The sequence below is a fragment of the Bradyrhizobium sp. B120 genome, assembly GCF_049075665.1.
GTDB lineage: Bacteria > Pseudomonadota > Alphaproteobacteria > Rhizobiales > Xanthobacteraceae > Bradyrhizobium.
Window position 1 is genome coordinate 7,683,237 of record NZ_CP185242.1, and the last position, 15,700, is coordinate 7,698,936.

Consider the following 15,700-nt stretch of genomic DNA (forward strand, 5'->3'; position numbering starts at 1 on the left):
CCACGACTGGATTTTCGGAATACTAGAAATGTGACACTGATTTGCCCGACGTGTCAAGTCGGCTGGTCGCACGCCGTCCGTCACCGGCTACTTTGCATGGGGTTGTTTTCGATATTTTGGCAGCGCGCCCCTGCGAAGTCTGCCAATTCCGTCACAGTCGTGGAATGCGCAGGGTGAGTTGCGCTTTCGCTAGCTAACCCACCCTACGCAATCCGTTACGCCGCGCGCACCTTCTGCAGGAACTCGTCGACCGCGTTGCGCAGCATGCCCGATTGTGTGTCGAGCTCGCGTGCGTTCGACAGCACGTCGCCCGCCGCGGTGCCGGTGGCGGCGGCCGCGGTGGTGACGCCGCCGATATGGGCGGAGATCTCGCTCGAGCCGGCTGCGACCTGCTGAATGTTGCGCGCGATCTCGCGCGTCGCATCGCCCTGCTGGTCGATCGCGGTCGAGATCGAGGCCGTGATCTCGCTCATCTGCGCGATGGTCGCGGTGATGCCGCCGATCGATGTCACCGCCTCGCCGGTGGAGGCCTGCATCGCCGCGACCTGCGCCGAGATCTCCTCGGTCGCCTTCGCGGTCTGGTTGGCCAGTGCCTTCACCTCGGAGGCGACCACCGCGAAGCCGCGGCCGGATTCGCCGGCGCGTGCCGCCTCGATGGTGGCGTTGAGCGCGAGCAGGTTGGTCTGGGCGGCGATCGAGTGGATCAGCTTGACCACCTCGCCGATCTTCTCGGCGCCGGTGGAGAGCGCCTGCACGGTCGCATTGGTGCGCTCGGCATCGGCCACCGCCTGGCTTGCGACCTCGCTGGAGCGCGCCACCTGGCGCGAGATTTCCGCGACCGAGCTGGAGAGCTCCTCGGCCGCCGCGGCGACGGTGCCGACATTGTTGGAGGCAGAGTCGGAGGCAGCACCCACCGTCGCGGCCCGCGCGCTGGCGTCGCTGGCGGTCGCCGTCATCGACTGCGCCGTGGTCTGCATGCCGGCGGCGGCGGAGGCCACCGTCCGGACGATGCCGTTCACGCTGCGCTCGAAATCGCTGGCAAGGCCCTGCATCGCGCTGCGCCGTTCGGCAGTGGCGCGCGCCTGCGTCTCAGCCTCGGCCTGCTCGAGGCCGCGGATGCGGATCGCGTTGTCCTTGAAGATCTGCACGGTCGCCGCCATGCCGCCGACCTCATCGCCGCGGCCGACGCCCGGGATGTCGCCGTCGAGCTTGCCGTCGGCGATGTCGCGCATGCGGGAGCCCAGCAGGTTGAGCGGCCGGGAGATGCTGCGCCCGATCAGCCAGGCGACCGAACTCGAGATGATGCCGATGCCGAGGATCGCGAGCCCAAGCAACCAGGCAATGGGACGCATCTTGGCGTCAATATCGTCGAGATAGGCGCCGGTGCCGAGATACATATCGAAGCCAGGCACTGCGACGGCGTAGCCAAGCTTCCGGATCGGCGTCTCCTGACCCGGCTTCACGTATTCGTAGAACAGCAGAATGTCGCCCTTGGCCTTCACGCCGTCCATCAGCTCCTGCGAAAGCTTGCGGCCGTTGGTCACGACGTCCATCCGATTGGTGCCAACCTGCTTCGGATCGGGTGCCAGCACCGTGATGCCGTTGTAGTCCGTGCCGAACAAATAGCCCGAGCCGTTATCGTAGGTCATCGCGTTGCCGCGCTTGCCCAACTCGGCGAGTGCCGCTTCCTTGGTCATCTTTCCGGCGTCGACATCCTTCTTCAGGCTCGCTGCCATGTTCCTGGCCATATCGACCATGGCCTTTGCCTGCTCGATGCGCGCATTCGTCATCTCACGCTGCATCAGATTGATTGCCAAGATGCCGGCCGTGCACAGGCCAAGGAGCGCCACCCCCACCAGAATGCCGAGCTTGGGGGTGATCTTCAGATTTGACAGCTTCACGGGGATCTCCAGAAGAGGCGGGGAACGCGACGCGATTGGCGGATTGATTCCGCTCACCGTAATGTGAGACCCTTTACCTGATGGTTACGGAGGTTCCCCGTAGAAGCCCGGAGAATCGGGCCACGGACCAACCGGCAATTGTGGAGAGAGCAGCGCCGCTCGCGTAGAAGTAGGGACAGCGGTGATCCAGGCCGCGCTCCGGCAAGCAAGAACATCAAGAAGCAAACCAGCAAGAAGCAAGAACAGAAGACCTCAATCGGGAGCAGACAATGTCGAAATTCAGGGTGGTGACGCCGAAGGGCGCGAGCTTCACGGTCGCCGGCGGCGGCTATGATTATGAGCGGGAGGCGCTCGATCCGATCGGCGCCGAGATCGTCGAGGCGCCGGCCAACGAGGCCGAATTCATCGCCGCGGCACGCACCGCGGACGCGATCTACGCCAAGGGCATGCCGATCACCAAAGCGGTGATCGATGCGCTGGAGAACTGCAAGGTGATCACGCTCGGCAGCGTCGGCGTCGACTCGGTCGACGTCAAGGCCGCGACCGCCCGCGGCATCCCCGTCACCAACATCCCCGACACCTTCATCGAGGAGGTTGCCGACCACGCCATGATGCTGCTGCTCGCAGGCTTCCGCCGCCTGATCGAGCAGGACAAGATGGTGCGCAGCGGCCGCTGGGCCGAGGGCCGCCCGGCGCTCTTGAAGATTCCGCGGCTGATGGGCCAGACGCTCGGCTTCATCTCGTTCGGCCGCGTCGCCCGCGCGGTAGCCAAGCGCGCCGCGCCGTTCGGCCTCAGGATGATGGCCTACGATCCCTTCATCCAGGAAACGCTGATGTACGACCACGGCGTGATTCCCTCGACCTTGTCGGAGGTGCTGTCGCAGTCGGATTTCGTCTCGATGCATGCCCCGGCGCGGCCAGAAGTGCATCACATGCTGACCGAGAAGCATTTTCGTCAGATGAAAAAATCGGCCATCTTCATCAATACCGGCCGCGGCGCCACCGTCGACGAGGAATCGCTGATCAAGGCGCTGCAAGAGGGCTGGATCGCCCACGCCGCGCTCGACGTGCTGGAGAAGGAGCCGCCGTCGCACAACAATCCGATGCTCGGGATGGACAATGTTACCTTGACCGCCCATGTCGCCTCGGCATCGGCACGTTTTGACGAGGCGCGCAAGCGCCGGGTGGGCTACGAATTGTCACTAGTGCTGCAAGGCATGTGGCCGGTAAGCTGCGTCAACCCGTCGGTGCTGCAAGACACCGCGCTGCGCCGCTGGCAGCCCGTCAGCATGGATCGCGGTCCGAACAGCTGAGGCGGGAATGCGCGCTTTTCGCGCGAGGGCCCGTCATGCGGGCCCTTTGCGCGGTGAGCGCGCCGCGACCACAAGACCCTTCACCGGCGGCCAACGCCGGGAAGGAACAATAACAACGAAACAATAAGAACGGGAGTGCGAACGACATGAAGTACGAGATTACGCGTCGCGACGCGCTGGCGCTGGGGGCGTCCGCGGCGGCACTGGCGGTCACCGGGGCTTCGGCGCAGGACGCATCGAAAGTGAAGGCTGCCGACGTGGCGGCGCCGTCGCTGCCGATCGAAAAGGGCGCGACCTTGCGCATGTTGCGGCCGGTGCGCTTCGTCCAGGCCGACGAAGACGTGTTCCGCGCCAATGCCAAGCGTTTCACCGACAAGACCGGCGTCGAGGTCAAGGTCGACTTCGTCGGCTGGGAAGACATCAATCAGCAGACCGCGGTGACCTCGAACTCCGGCGCCGGCCCCGACATCATCATCGGCTTCGGCGACGCGCCGCACATCTATATCGACAAGCTGATCGAACTGACCGACGTCGCCGATTATCTCGACAAGCGCTACGGCGGATGGCTGACGCTCGCGAAACGCTACGGCATGCGCTCGAAGTCGAAGAGCTGGGTCGGCCTGCCGTTCGGCGCCTCCGGCGGCCCGCTGGTCTACCGCAAGTCGCTGGTCAACGCGGCCGGCTTCGACAAGGTGCCGGAAGACCACGCCGGCATTCTCGAACTCTGCAAGAAGCTGAAGGCGGCCGGCAAGCCGGCGGGCTTCGCGCTCGGCAACGCCGTCGGCGACGGCAACGGCTTCGCCAACTGGCTGTTGTGGTCGCACAACGCTGCGCTGCTCGATGAGGAAGGCAATATCATCGTCAACAGCAAGGAGACGATCGCCGCGCTGAAATATTTGAAGGAACTCTATCCGACCTTCATCGCCGGCACGCCGTCCTGGAACGACGTCTCCAACAACCGCGCCTACTCGTCGCAGGAAGTCGCCCTGACCGCCAACGGCGTCTCGCTGTACTTCTCGCTGAAGAACGATCCGGCGACCAAGGCGGTCGCCGACGACACCGAGCATCAACTCCTGCCCAGGGGACTGGCATCGACTTCGCCGATGTCGGGCCTAACCCTGAACGCGATGGCGTTCAAGCACAGCCCGTATCCCAATGCGGCGAAGGCGTTTCTGCAATTCATGCTGGAGAAGGAGCAGTACGAGCCGTGGCTCAACGCCAACTCCGGCTACTGGTCGCAGCCGCTTGCGGCCTACGCGGACGCTGCGGTGTGGTCGGGCGACCCCAAGGTCGCGATCTTCAAGGATACGATGAAGAGCCCTTATTACAACGGCTACAAGGGGCCGATCTCGACCGCGACCGGCGCCGTCACCGCCGACTATGTGCTGGTGCAGATGTGCGCCTCGGTCGCGACCGATGCGGCAACTCCGGAAGCCGCCGCCGCGGAAGCCGAGCAGCGCGCCAAGCGGTACTTCCGGCGGCAAGGCCGGTAACACCGGTCATTGAACCGTAGATCTGGACCAACCTTCATTGCGAGCGAAGCGACGCAATCCATAGTTCCACCAGGAGAATGGATTGCTTCGTCGCTTCGCTCCTCGCAATGACGGCAGCGGACGAGCATTCAATGTCTGTAACGACGCTATCTACACGGGGACAAGTGCTGCGCCAGCCGGGCTGGCTCGCGCGGCTATTCGACTACAAGCCGTTCCTGATCGTGATGTGCCTTGCGCCCGCGGTCGGCCTGCTGCTGGTGTTCCTCACCTATCCGCTCGGCCTCGGCATCTGGCTCGCCTTCACCGACACCACGATCGGTCAGCGCGGCGTCTATATCGGGCTCGAGAATTTCCAGTATCTGCTCAAGGATCCCTTGTGGTGGAACGCGGTGTTCTACTCGATCTTCTATACCGCGGTCGCGACCTTCGGAAAATTCGCGCTCGGCTTCTGGCTGGCGCTGCTGCTCAACAACCATTTCCCGTTCAAGAGCCTGATCCGCGCCATCGTGCTGCTGCCGTGGATCGTGCCGACGGTGCTCTCCGCACTGGCGTTCTGGTGGATCTACGATCCGCAGTTCTCGATCATCTCCTATCTCCTGGTCGACGTGCTGCACCTGCGCGACAGCAATGTCGACTTCCTCGGCTCGCCCTGGCCGGCGCGGTTCTCGCTGATCGCGGCTAACATCTGGCGCGGCATCCCGTTCGTCGCGATCTCGCTGCTGGCCGGGCTGCAAACCATCTCGCCCTCGCTCTATGAGGCGGCGATGCTCGACGGCGCCACCTCCTGGCAGCGCTTCCGCTACATCACCTTCCCGATGATGATGCCGATTCTGGCGATCGTGATGACGTTTTCGATCATCTTCACGTTCACCGATTTCCAGCTCGTCTACGCCATCACCCGCGGCGGCCCGGTCAACTCGACCCATCTGCTCGCCACGCTGGCGTTCCAGCGCGGCATCGCCGGCGGCGAGCTCGGCGAAGGCGCCGCGATCGCGGTCTCGATGATCCCGTTCCTCGTATTCGCGACGTTGTTCAGCTACTTCGGCCTCGCCCGCCGCAAATGGCAGCAGGGAGAAGCCAATGACTGACCAAAATGTTCAAGTATTGGCCCGATCCTCCAACGTCGCCAGCGCCACGCCCGACACGATGGCGTGGGATTCCCGCGCCCGGCGCGTGGTGATGATCTATCTGCCGCTCGCCTGCTTCATCCTGATCCTGCTGTTCCCGTTCTACTGGATGGCGATCACCTCGTTCAAGCCGAACGCGGAGCTCCTGAACTACAAGGAGCACAATCCGTTCTGGATCACCTCGCCGACGCTGGCGCATGTCAAGCACCTGCTGTTCGACACCTCGTATCCGCGCTGGCTGAAGACCACCATGCTGGTCGCGATCGGCTCGACCTTCCTGTCGCTGTTCGCCTCCACGCTCGCCGCCTACGCGATCGAGCGGCTGCGCTTCCGCGGCAGCCCCTATGTCGGGCTCGGCATCTACCTCGCCTATCTGGTGCCGCCGTCGATCCTGTTCATTCCACTCGCCACCGTGATCGTGCAGTTCGGCCTGTTCGATTCACCCTTGGCGCTGATCCTGGTCTATCCGACCTTCCTGGTGCCGTTCTGCACCTGGCTGCTGATCGGCTATTTCAAGTCGATCCCCTATGAGCTCGAGGAATGCGCGCTGGTCGACGGCGCGACGCGGCTGCAGATCCTGTGGCGGATCACGCTGCCGCTCGCGGTGCCCGGCCTGATCTCGGCCGGCATCTTCTCCTTCACGCTGTCCTGGAACGAGTTCATCTACGCGCTCGCCTTCATCCAGAGCGGCGCCAACAAGACCGTGCCGGTCGCGATCCTGACCGAGCTCATCACCGGCGATGTCTACCAGTGGGGCGCGCTGATGGCCGGCTCCCTGCTCGGCTCGCTGCCGGTCGCGCTGTTCTACTCGCTGTTCGTCGACTACTACGTGTCGTCGCTGACGGGGGCGGTGAAGGAGTAGTAGCCAGCGCTTGACGCCTGCTCGAAGCGAACCCCATCTGTCCCCGTCATCCTGAGGAGCGCGAAGCGCGTCTCGAAGGAACGACGGCCACCGGCCGGGCCGTGCATCCTTCGAGGCTCGCTCCGCTCGCACCTCAGGATGACGGGAAAAGCAATGCGGCCTAGGTCAATCAGGCTTGGTACTACCGCGGCACAAACGCGACCGGCACGCTGAAACCCATCGAGCCCTGCGTGACCTCGGATGGAAACGCCGGAAACGGCTGGGCCTGGCGCAGCATCGCCAGCGCCCGCGCGTCGAAGGTCGGATTGCCGGAGGAGCCGCCGAGGTGGCTCGAAAGCACCTGCCCGCCGCGGCCGAGCGTGAACACCAGGCGGACCACGCCACGCTGGCCGTTGCCCCCGGCCGGATAGGAATGGAAGCGCAGCAGATGGGCGCGGACGCGTGCGTTGTAGGCCGCGATCGCGGACGCGGCTGCGCCGGCGCTGATCGCGGATGCCGCGGGCGCCTGACGCTCGGCCCGGCTCGGCGCGCTGGTGCGCGGCGCCGGCGTCGCCTCGGACGGCTTCTTTGCCTCCCGGCGGACCACCTTCGGCTTGATGGGCTCGGGCTTGCGCTCCGGAACAACCTCTGTGGGCTCGGGCTTCGGCGGCGTGGCCTGCTGCTTCTGCTCCGGCGGCGCCGTCACCTCGGGCTTCTCCTGCACCGGCGTCGGCGCGATCTCCTCCTGCACCGGCTGCGCCACGGCAGGCTCCGGCGGCGACGCGTCGGCCTCCTGCATCGCCGGGCCCGGCGGCAGCTCGGTCTCGGAAATCACCGGCGCCGAGGTGATCGGCGTCAGGTCGACCAGCACGGCCGGCACCGCCACACCCGGCGGCGGCGCCGAGACCCAGGTGATGCCGAGCGCAATCAGCGCCGCATGCGCGGCCAGGATCGCCGCCGCCGACAGGCCCCACCGCCTCAACCTGATATCGTCGCCCGCATCATGAAGCGCATACGCGTTCATCGGAATCAGCTTCGCCCGTCGAGGCCAACCAGCGCGATCTTGAGATAGCCGGCATTGCGCAGCAGGTTCATCACCTCCATGAGGTCGCCATAGCTGACTGCCTTGTCGGCGCGCAGGAAGATGCGCTCGTCCTTCTTGCCTTGTGTCGCGCCGTCGAGCGCCGAGGTCAGCGCGTCGCGCGCGATCACGTCCTCGCCGACCGCGACCGAGAGGTCGGGCTTCACCGTGACGAACACCGGCTTGTCCGGCCGCGGCTGCGGCTCCGCGGTCGAGGCCGGCAGGTCGACGCCGAGATCGACGGTCGCGAGCGGCGCCGCCACCATGAAGATGATCAGCAGCACCAGCATGACGTCGATGAACGGCGTAACGTTGATCTCATGCGCCTCGACGAGGTCGTCGTCGCCGCGACGCCGGCCGCCGAATGCACCGCTTGAGCCGAGCTTCGTGCCCATCGCCTACTCCGCGGCGCGCGCCAGCCGGAACAGGCTGCGATCGCCCTCGCGGCTGACCAGCAGCATCACCATGACCGAGGCGTCGCCGAGCAGCGCGCGGTAGGCGGCGATCGAACGCGTCAGATGATTGTAGATCACGACCGCCGGAATCGCGGCCACCAGGCCGAGCGCGGTCGCGAGCAGCGCCTCGGCGATTCCCGGCGCGACCACCGCAAGATTGGTGGTGTGGGCCTCGGAGATGCCGATGAAGGCATTCATGATGCCCCACACCGTGCCGAACAGCCCGACGAACGGCGCGGTGGCCCCGATGGTGGCGAGCACGCCGGTGCCGCGCGCAATCTGCCGCGACATCGCCGCCTCGACCCGCTCCAGCCGCAGCGCGATGCGCTCCTTGAAGCCGTCATCGAACATGCCGCCGGAGAGCGCGGCCTCGCGCGACGCCGACTGCACGATCTGTGCGACCGCATCGCTGCCGTCGCGGCTCGCCTGCTCGACCTCGGCAAGCTGCGTGTCGCGCTCGAGCAGCCCGATCCGTTGCCGCGCAAGCGTCGTCTTGCGGCGGATCTCGACGGTCTTGGCGAGCCAGACCGTCCAGGTCACGAGCGAGGCGAAGGCCAAGCCGATCATCACCGCCTTCACGACGATGTCGGCGCTCTCGAACATGCCCCAGGGCGAGAGGTTGCGCGGCAGCAGCGCGGCGTCGGCTGCGGCAAGGCTCGCGCCCGGCAGCATTCCGAACATGGCGCCCGCCAACATCGCGATGCGTCGCCCAAGCCTGCGATGCGACATGATCGCCTCCCGTCCTTCGTCGGTCTCAGCCTGCTTTCGGTGCCAGGCGGTCCGCCAGCGCGTGGAAGCGCGTCAACTGATCGCCGCGCAGCGCGCGCGTCTCGTCGCGGCCGACGAACACCTTGAACATGATGCCGCCGTCGAGATTGATGAAGGCGATGAAGGCCGACACCTTGCCCATGAAGGGCCGCTCGACGAACGCGATCGCCGCACAGCGCTCATGCCTGAGGTGGCCGTGCAGGCCCTTCGGCTGCATCAGGTTGAAATAGCCGCGGCCCACTTCGCCTTTCGGAATGGCGCCGGTGAACTCGAAGATCGCGTCATCGGTGTGCACGATCAGCGTCACCTCGCCCCACTCCGCGATGTCCTGCATCGCGGCGGCGAACTCGGCGGCGCCGATCCGCACCATACTTTCGGGCAGCGCCTCGAGCACCGCGCGCGGCGTCACCTTGCGCTCGCGCGCGACGTCCTCGATGACTGCGCCGGGATTGTCGGCCATGTAGGCCTTCAACCCGGCAAGCTCTGAATCCAGCACGGCCGCCTCCGTCACGCCGGGCTCTTGGCGCGCTCGGTGATCAGCACCTCAAAACCTTCGAATTTGGGATGGCCGAGATAGAGGCTGCCGCCGGTCTCGTTGCCGGCGCGGGAATGGGCGCGGCGGAACGCATCGGACTTGGTCCAGTCCTCGAACGCCGCCTTGCTGGCCCACACCGTATGGGTCGCATAGAGCGTGTGGTCCTCGGCCTCGGGGCCCTTCACGAGGTGAAACTCGATGAACCCCGGCAGATCGCCGAGATAGGATTCACGGGTCTTCCAGACCGTCTCGAACGCCTGTTCCTTGCCCTTGATCACCTGAAACCGGTTCATTGCGATGAACATGAAAGCCTTCTCCTGTTTGGCGGCGGATGCACGGGATCCTGCCGGTTGATCTCGTTGATATCATGAATAGGCCAAGGCCACGCTGGGGCACCAGCGCGGCCGGAGCAACCTGGATGGAATGATCGGCTCGTCGCGTTACGCTCCACCTAGGTGAATCCTGAGCCCGGCCTTGTAGACGGTGCCCGCACCGGGGCTCGAGAACAGCACGTCGTTCTGCGTCGTGCCGTCGCTCGAGGAGCCCGGGATCGCGTAGGGCCGGTAGTACTGGTTCAAGAGATTGTCGACCGACGCCGTGAAGGTGATGTCCTTGGTGGCGTTCCAGGTCAGATAGAGATTGACCAGCTCGTAGCCGGTCGAGGGCAGATAGCCCGCCGGCAAATCGTTGTTGGCGCCGAACGAGGACCATTGCGCGGCAATGATCAGCGTGCGGTCGAGCAGGCGGACGCCGCCGGTCGTCGTCACCTTGCGCGGCGTGATGGTGGCGAGGCCGACATTGGTCGCGGTGTTCCGGCCGCGCATCAGATGGCCGGCGACGCCAACGAACCAGTCACCGGCGTCATACATCGTCTCGAGCTCGAAACCTTCGATGCGGGCGTGGGCGATGTTCTGGTACTGGTAGAACTGGCTGAAGCGTCCGAACGGCGTCGTGGTCGGCGCCGACGCGACGAGGTCGATATAGCCGTCGACGTCGTTCTGGAACACGTTGATCTTGCCGCGGAATGAATCATTCGCGGTGAAGATGCCGTCATACTTCAGGTTGATGCCGGCTTCCTTATTCTTGCCGACCTCGGGCCGCAGCGCCGCGTTGGGCAGGAAGCAGAACAGGCCGCTGGTGCCGTCGGGGCAGTTGAACAGCGCCGGCCCGCCGCCGGTGGCGTGGCCGCCCGAGATCAGGGTCTCGGTGATCGACGGCGCGCGATAGCCTTCGGCATAGCTCACATAGGGCGTGAAGCCGGCCACCGGCGTGACGCCGACCGTGATCTTCGGCGACAGCCGATCGCCGCTGGTCGTGGTGTTGATCGAGGTGAGCTCGTAATGATCGTAGCGGACCGCACTGACGAGCTCGAGCCAGGTCGAATAGTTCTGCTTCAACTGCACGAAGCCGCCGGACACCGTGCGCTGGCCGCCCGGCGTCGTGATGTTGGAATTGCCGCGGGAGTCGAAAGTCTCGACATCGTCGCGGAAGGCATCGAAGCCGTAGGTTACAGCGTTGCGCCAGTCGCCAAAATTGAAGCGCGAGGTGTTGTTGACGTCGAGGCCGACGGTGTCGAGCGAGTAACCGCGCTTGTCGCCGACGCAGCCGGAGATGTTGTTGCCGGGATTGGCGAGCGTGCAGACGCCGCCGCCTGACGTGATGCGGTTGTTGTAGGTCTTGACCTGGTCGTTGTCGGTGCGGTTGCCGTAGACCGAGATGTTCCAGTCGAACAGCATGTCGTCGGGCTTGGAATATCGCCAGCTCAGCGTGCCGGTGTAGTTCCTTGCATCGGAGGCGTAGACCGAGGAGCCTGCGATCGCGGCCAGTGGCGCCGCCGTCGTGGTCGGACCGCGGTTCGGCTGACCGATATTGTACTGGTAGTCCTGGAAGACGCCGCCGATCTTGAACTCGTGGCCTTCGGCCGGGCGGATCGTCACCTTCATCAGGCCGGCCGCGATATCGTTGCCGGTGTTGCCGATCTCGGTGCCCGCGCCGTCCTTGTAGTTGCTCTGGGTGCGGTAGACCGCGCCGCCGAACACATCGACGTTCGGATCGGCGCGCACGCCGCCGAACACCGAACCCATGCCGCGGTCCTTGTTGCTGCCGTAGGAACCCGACATGTCGACGCCCCAGCGCTCGCCGGGACGGACCACATCGTCGATATCCTTGGTGCGGAACGAGACCACGCCGCCGATCGCGCCGGAGCCGTAGATATTCGCGGTCGGGCCGCGCACCACGTCGACGCCGCCGATCAATTCGGGATCGAGGAAGAACGAGCCGTTGGCGTTGTGGCCGGTGCGCTGATAGTTCTGCCGCGCGCCATCGACCACGACAGCGACGCGGCCAAAGTCCTGCAGACCACGGATGTTGACGACGGTCGCCGGATCATCGCCACGCTCCTGGAACGAGACACCGGGCACGTTATAGAAGATGTCGGAGACCCGGTTTGGCTGCAGGCCCTGAATCTTCTCCAGCGTGACGGAGCTGACCGGCGCCAGCGCGTCGATCGCCCGCTCTTCGGTCTTGGATGCGACAGCCGTGATGGTGTCGAGCGATTGCACCGGCACCGCCCCGATCTGCGCGCGCGCATTCATCGCAGGAGACGCCGCCGCCTGCGGTTCGGCCACGGGCCTTGGCTTGCGTTGGGCCTGCTTCGGCCGCTCGGTCGCAGGACGCGCAGCCGAAGCGTCGGCGGTTTGCGCCAAACCGCTTGCCGGCAGCGCTGCCGAAAATGAAAACACCGACGCACCCAAAATCAAGGCGCGCGAAACCCCAGCCCCGTCAGCCATTCTAGCCCCAGCCCGATCATCGCTTTTCTGGTTTGGCTGGCGTGCGCTCCACCGAGCGGCTTGCTGGCTACGTTGCGATGCAAGCCACAGGCTCGCATCGTGTGATGATTGGTTACGAGCCGGCAACAAAACGGTCAAGAATGCGGCGGCGCTGTTTACATCGATTGTAAAGTGCAGCCGTTGGAATGCGCCTTCGCCCGCTTATACAAGCAGGCATCATTTGAGGATTTCGAAGGCGCAGCACCACGAGCATGTCGGCAACTTCCGGAGACAACATCGACGCGGCGGGAAAGCAGGCCGTATCAGCGCCTGACGCGGCCAAAACGCTCGTCATGCACGGGAATCGCCTCGACAGCCGCGACCTGTTCTCGGCTGAGCGCGAGATCATCATCGTGCATGGCGAAGAGCATTACCGCTTGCGGCTGACCTCGCAGAACAAGCTGATCCTGACCAAGTGACGGCCCCGATGACAATTTGTCGCACGCTCGCTGTGCTCGCGCTCTCCTGTCTGCTGCCGATCGGCGCAGCGATCGCCGAGGGCATCACCGTGCACGACGCACGCGACCGCGGCGTCGTGATCGACGATCCCACGCAGATCGTCTCGATCGGCGGCGCGATCACCGAGATCCTCTATGCGCTCGGCTTCGAGGATCGCATCGCCGGCGTCGATGCCACCAGTCTCTACCCGCCGTCCGCGCTGCGCGAGAAGCCCGACGTCGGCTACATGCGCCAGCTGTCGCCGGAGGGCGTGCTCGGCCTGCACCCGTCGCTGGTGCTCGCGGTGCAGGGCTCCGGGCCGAAGGAGACCATGGACGTGCTAGAGGCGGCCAAGGTGCCGCTGGTGCTGGTGCCGGAGGCGTTCTCGGAAGCCGGGCTGGTCGAGAAGATCAAACTTGTGGGCCATGCCATGGGCGCCGATCCGCGCGCCGCTTGCCTCGCCACGGCGGTGGAGAGCGATCTCGCACAATTGCGCACGTTGCGCGCCAAAGTGACGAAACCGGTGCGCGTGATGTTTGTGATGTCGCTCCTGAACGGCCGGGCGTTGGCCGCGGGCCACAAGACCGCGGCGGACGAGATCATCCAGCTCGCCGGCGGCGTCAACGCGATTGACGGTTACGACGGCTACAAGCCGGTCAACGACGAGGCCATCGTGGCCGCCAAACCCGACGTCGTCCTGTCGATCGATCGCGGCAAGGACTCGCTGACGCCGGATGCCGTGTTCACGCATCCGGCTTTCGCACTGACGCCGGTTGCGGCCAACAAGGCCTTCATCGCGATGGAGGGGCTTTATTTGCTCGGCTTCGGGCCGCGCACCGCGGCCGCGGCGCGTGACCTCTCGGTCAAGCTCTATCCGGCGCTGGCGCCGGAGGCCGCCACCTTCAAGCCAGCGGCGCTGACCGCGAACTGCCGGCAATGAGTGTGCTGGCCGAACGCCGCACGCGTGCGAAACAACGGCGCGCCGGCATGTCGCTGCGGCCGGCAGCGACACTCACCCTGCTCTGCCTGCTTGCGGCGCTCGCAGGGACCGCCTTGGTCGCTCTGACGGTCGGGGCCGCGGGTATCCCAATGGCACGGCTTCCTGCCGCGCTCGGGCTATGGGCTGACGGCGCGGCCAACCCGTTGCTCGCGCGCGACCAGCTCGTGGTGTGGTCGATCCGGATCCCGCGGATCGCGGCGGCTGCGATGGTCGGCGGACTCCTTGCCGTATCGGGCACAATCATGCAGGGCCTGTTCCGCAACCCCCTCGCCGACCCCGCGCTGGTCGGCGTCTCCTCCGGCGGCGCGTTTGCCGCCGCAGTAGCGATCGTGTTCACCGACAGCCATCTCGGCGAGAGCCTGCGCTTCCTGCAACATCAATTGCTGCCGATCGCGGCCTTCGCCGGTTCGCTGATCACCACCATCGTGCTGTACGGCATTGCGAGCCGCGGCGGCCGGACCTCGATTGCGATCTTCCTGCTCGCCGGGCTTGCGATTGCCGCGATCGCCAATGCCGGCATCGGCCTTTTGGTCTTCGTCGCCGACGACCGCCAGCTGCGCGACATCACCTTCTGGATGCTGGGCTCGCTGAGCGGCGCGACCTGGAGCAAGCTCACCGCGCTGGCGCCGGTGCTGGCCGCGGCCTTGGTCGCCTGCCTCTGGATCGCGCGCGGACTCGACGTGCTGGTGCTCGGCGAGGCCGAGGCATTCCATAGCGGCGTCGACGTCGAACGGCTGAAGCGAATTTCGATCGTGCTGGTGTCGGCAATGACCGGAGTCGCGGTTTCGGTCTGCGGTGTGGTCGGTTTCGTCGGCATCGTGGTGCCGCATCTGCTGCGGCTGGTGATCGGACCCGGGCATCGCCTGCTGCTGCCGGCGACCGCATTGCTCGGCGCCATCCTGCTGGTCGGCGCCGACACCGTGGCACGCACCATCGTCGCCCCGGCGGAAATGCCGATCGGCATCCTGACCGCGGCGATCGGCGCGCCGTTCTTCCTCGCCATGCTGCTGCGCCAGCGCTCCCTGATGTCGCTATGAGCGCGCTGCTGGAGGCGCAGTCGGTATCGCTGGCCGTCGGCGGCACGAACCTTGTCGATACGGTCTCGCTGCAGATCGGCGCCGGCGAGAGGGTCGCGATCGTGGGTCCCAACGGCGCCGGCAAATCGACCCTGCTGCGGATGCTGTCGGGCGATCTCCGTCCGTCGCGCGGAACGATCCGGCTCAGGCAGCGCGACCTCAACGGCTACGGTCCGCGCGCGCTGGCGCAGCACCGTGCAATGCTGTCGCAGCACGTCAACGTCACCTTCCCGTTCACGGTCGAGGAAATCGTCAGCATGGGCGCCGGTGAAAGCCCGCGCGCGGTGACGCGCGCGCTGGTCACTGCCGCGCTAGACGAGGTTGGGCTCGCGCATTTCCGTTTCAGGCAATTGCCGACGCTGTCCGGCGGCGAGCAGCAGCGCGCGCATTTCGCCCGCGTGCTGGTGCAGCTCGCCTGCGGCGAGGCGCTGCACGGGCCGGGGCTGTTGCTGCTGGACGAGCCGACCTCGAGCCTCGATTTGCGGCATCAGATCGACCTGGTCGAGACCGCCCGGCGGCGCGCCGCGCGCGGCACCGCCGTGATCGCGATCCTGCACGACCTCAATCTCGCGATGCGGTTCGCGGATCGCATCCTGCTGCTGCATCGCGGCCGGCTTGCCGTCGACGGCGACCGTGCCGCCGCGATGCAGGCGGACACACTGAGGCGGATCTTCGAGATCGACGCCACGATCGACTACACCGGAGCTGGCGTGCCGTTCCTGTTGCCGCAGACGATGCGGCCGGCGGCCAAGGCGACGTAACGCCGCAAGGCTTATCCCGTCGCAACATCCGCGGTTCACAAAACTGTCAGCCGGCTGTAACAGGCGGCTCGGAGAACACCGCA

Annotated in this window: 15 protein-coding genes; 8 read left to right on the forward strand and 7 right to left on the reverse strand. The window is 65.8% G+C overall.

Features of this window, described 5'->3' with window-relative positions; genetic code table 11:
• Window positions 1–215 precede the first annotated feature (215 nt).
• Window positions 216–1,901: a methyl-accepting chemotaxis protein gene (locus ACOIX3_RS35785; protein WP_420966735.1), complete on the reverse strand. Its 1,686-nt coding sequence runs from the start codon at window positions 1,899–1,901 to the stop codon at window positions 216–218.
• Between the two features lie 269 nt (window positions 1,902–2,170).
• Here ACOIX3_RS35785 and ACOIX3_RS35790 point away from each other — a divergent pair, with 269 nt between their 5' ends.
• The 4 genes from ACOIX3_RS35790 to ACOIX3_RS35805 all read left to right on the forward strand — a co-directional run bounded on the left by ACOIX3_RS35790 (window position 2,171) and on the right by ACOIX3_RS35805 (window position 6,696).
• Complete coding sequence (locus ACOIX3_RS35790; protein ID WP_194458843.1) at window positions 2,171–3,214, forward strand: C-terminal binding protein; 1,044 nt, start codon at window positions 2,171–2,173, stop codon at window positions 3,212–3,214.
• A 146-nt stretch (window positions 3,215–3,360) separates the two neighbouring features.
• A complete protein-coding gene (locus tag ACOIX3_RS35795; RefSeq protein ID WP_420966736.1) occupies window positions 3,361–4,707 on the forward strand; it encodes an ABC transporter substrate-binding protein in 1,347 nt (448 codons plus the stop codon).
• A gap of 131 nt (window positions 4,708–4,838) precedes the next feature.
• Window positions 4,839–5,795 carry a carbohydrate ABC transporter permease gene (locus tag ACOIX3_RS35800; RefSeq protein ID WP_420966737.1) on the forward strand — a complete coding sequence of 319 codons (957 nt, stop codon included), beginning with the start codon at window positions 4,839–4,841 and terminating at the stop codon, window positions 5,793–5,795.
• A 58-nt stretch (window positions 5,796–5,853) separates the two neighbouring features.
• Entirely contained in the window at window positions 5,854–6,696 is an 843-nt protein-coding gene (locus ACOIX3_RS35805; protein WP_375789772.1) for a carbohydrate ABC transporter permease, read from the forward strand.
• Between the two features lie 181 nt (window positions 6,697–6,877).
• Here the strand turns inward: ACOIX3_RS35805 and ACOIX3_RS35810 are convergent, their stop codons facing one another.
• The 6 genes from ACOIX3_RS35810 to ACOIX3_RS35835 all read right to left on the reverse strand — a co-directional run bounded on the left by ACOIX3_RS35810 (window position 6,878) and on the right by ACOIX3_RS35835 (window position 12,303).
• On the reverse strand, window positions 6,878–7,699 hold the full coding sequence (locus ACOIX3_RS35810) for a TonB family protein (RefSeq protein WP_420966738.1): 822 nt from the start codon (window positions 7,697–7,699) through the stop codon (window positions 6,878–6,880).
• Window positions 7,700–7,704: 5 nt separating this feature from the next.
• Window positions 7,705–8,151, reverse strand: coding sequence for a TonB system transport protein ExbD (exbD, locus tag ACOIX3_RS35815; RefSeq protein ID WP_420966739.1), 447 nt, complete (start codon window positions 8,149–8,151; stop codon window positions 7,705–7,707).
• Window positions 8,152–8,154: 3 nt separating this feature from the next.
• Window positions 8,155–8,907, reverse strand: a complete 753-nt coding sequence (gene exbB / locus ACOIX3_RS35820) for a tonB-system energizer ExbB (RefSeq protein ID WP_420971875.1) — start codon at window positions 8,905–8,907, stop codon at window positions 8,155–8,157.
• Window positions 8,908–8,965: 58 nt separating this feature from the next.
• Window positions 8,966–9,475: a heme utilization cystosolic carrier protein HutX gene (gene hutX, locus ACOIX3_RS35825; protein ID WP_420971876.1), complete on the reverse strand. Its 510-nt coding sequence runs from the start codon at window positions 9,473–9,475 to the stop codon at window positions 8,966–8,968.
• A gap of 11 nt (window positions 9,476–9,486) precedes the next feature.
• A complete protein-coding gene (locus tag ACOIX3_RS35830; protein ID WP_021080657.1) occupies window positions 9,487–9,819 on the reverse strand; it encodes an antibiotic biosynthesis monooxygenase family protein in 333 nt (110 codons plus the stop codon).
• 135 nt (window positions 9,820–9,954) lie between these two features.
• On the reverse strand, window positions 9,955–12,303 hold the full coding sequence (locus ACOIX3_RS35835; protein ID WP_420966740.1) for a TonB-dependent hemoglobin/transferrin/lactoferrin family receptor: 2,349 nt from the start codon (window positions 12,301–12,303) through the stop codon (window positions 9,955–9,957).
• A 251-nt stretch (window positions 12,304–12,554) separates the two neighbouring features.
• Between ACOIX3_RS35835 and ACOIX3_RS35840 the strand changes: the two genes are divergently transcribed.
• From ACOIX3_RS35840 to ACOIX3_RS35855, 4 genes are read left to right on the forward strand one after another with little or no spacing between them, the layout of a single operon-like run.
• Window positions 12,555–12,761 carry a hemin uptake protein HemP gene (locus ACOIX3_RS35840; RefSeq protein ID WP_420966741.1) on the forward strand — a complete coding sequence of 69 codons (207 nt, stop codon included), beginning with the start codon at window positions 12,555–12,557 and terminating at the stop codon, window positions 12,759–12,761.
• Between the two features lie 8 nt (window positions 12,762–12,769).
• The gene (locus tag ACOIX3_RS35845; protein WP_420966742.1) at window positions 12,770–13,720 is read left to right on the forward strand and encodes a heme/hemin ABC transporter substrate-binding protein; all 951 of its coding nucleotides are present in this window, start codon (window positions 12,770–12,772) and stop codon (window positions 13,718–13,720) included.
• Window positions 13,717–14,817: a FecCD family ABC transporter permease gene (locus ACOIX3_RS35850; RefSeq protein ID WP_420966743.1), complete on the forward strand. Its 1,101-nt coding sequence runs from the start codon at window positions 13,717–13,719 to the stop codon at window positions 14,815–14,817. Before ACOIX3_RS35845 ends, ACOIX3_RS35850 begins: the two co-directional genes overlap by 4 nt.
• A complete protein-coding gene (locus ACOIX3_RS35855; RefSeq protein WP_420966744.1) occupies window positions 14,814–15,617 on the forward strand; it encodes a heme ABC transporter ATP-binding protein in 804 nt (267 codons plus the stop codon). Before ACOIX3_RS35850 ends, ACOIX3_RS35855 begins: the two co-directional genes overlap by 4 nt.
• The last annotated feature ends 83 nt before the right edge of the window (window positions 15,618–15,700 follow it).

Coding starts and splice junctions, on each gene's coding strand:
- ACOIX3_RS35790 (WP_194458843.1), top strand. CDS start 2,171: ATGTCGAAATTCAGGGTGGTGACGCCGAAGGGCGCGAGCTTCACGGTC.
- ACOIX3_RS35795 (WP_420966736.1), top strand. CDS start 3,361: ATGAAGTACGAGATTACGCGTCGCGACGCGCTGGCGCTGGGGGCGTCC.
- ACOIX3_RS35800 (WP_420966737.1), top strand. CDS start 4,839: ATGTCTGTAACGACGCTATCTACACGGGGACAAGTGCTGCGCCAGCCG.
- ACOIX3_RS35805 (WP_375789772.1), top strand. CDS start 5,854: ATGGCGTGGGATTCCCGCGCCCGGCGCGTGGTGATGATCTATCTGCCG.
- ACOIX3_RS35810 (WP_420966738.1), bottom strand. CDS start 7,699: ATGAACGCGTATGCGCTTCATGATGCGGGCGACGATATCAGGTTGAGG.
- exbD (WP_420966739.1), bottom strand. CDS start 8,151: ATGGGCACGAAGCTCGGCTCAAGCGGTGCATTCGGCGGCCGGCGTCGC.
- exbB (WP_420971875.1), bottom strand. CDS start 8,907: ATGTTGGCGGGCGCCATGTTCGGAATGCTGCCGGGCGCGAGCCTTGCC.
- ACOIX3_RS35830 (WP_021080657.1), bottom strand. CDS start 9,819: ATGTTCATCGCAATGAACCGGTTTCAGGTGATCAAGGGCAAGGAACAG.
- ACOIX3_RS35835 (WP_420966740.1), bottom strand. CDS start 12,303: ATGGCTGACGGGGCTGGGGTTTCGCGCGCCTTGATTTTGGGTGCGTCG.
- ACOIX3_RS35840 (WP_420966741.1), top strand. CDS start 12,555: ATGTCGGCAACTTCCGGAGACAACATCGACGCGGCGGGAAAGCAGGCC.
- ACOIX3_RS35845 (WP_420966742.1), top strand. CDS start 12,770: ATGACAATTTGTCGCACGCTCGCTGTGCTCGCGCTCTCCTGTCTGCTG.
- ACOIX3_RS35850 (WP_420966743.1), top strand. CDS start 13,717: ATGAGTGTGCTGGCCGAACGCCGCACGCGTGCGAAACAACGGCGCGCC.
- ACOIX3_RS35855 (WP_420966744.1), top strand. CDS start 14,814: ATGAGCGCGCTGCTGGAGGCGCAGTCGGTATCGCTGGCCGTCGGCGGC.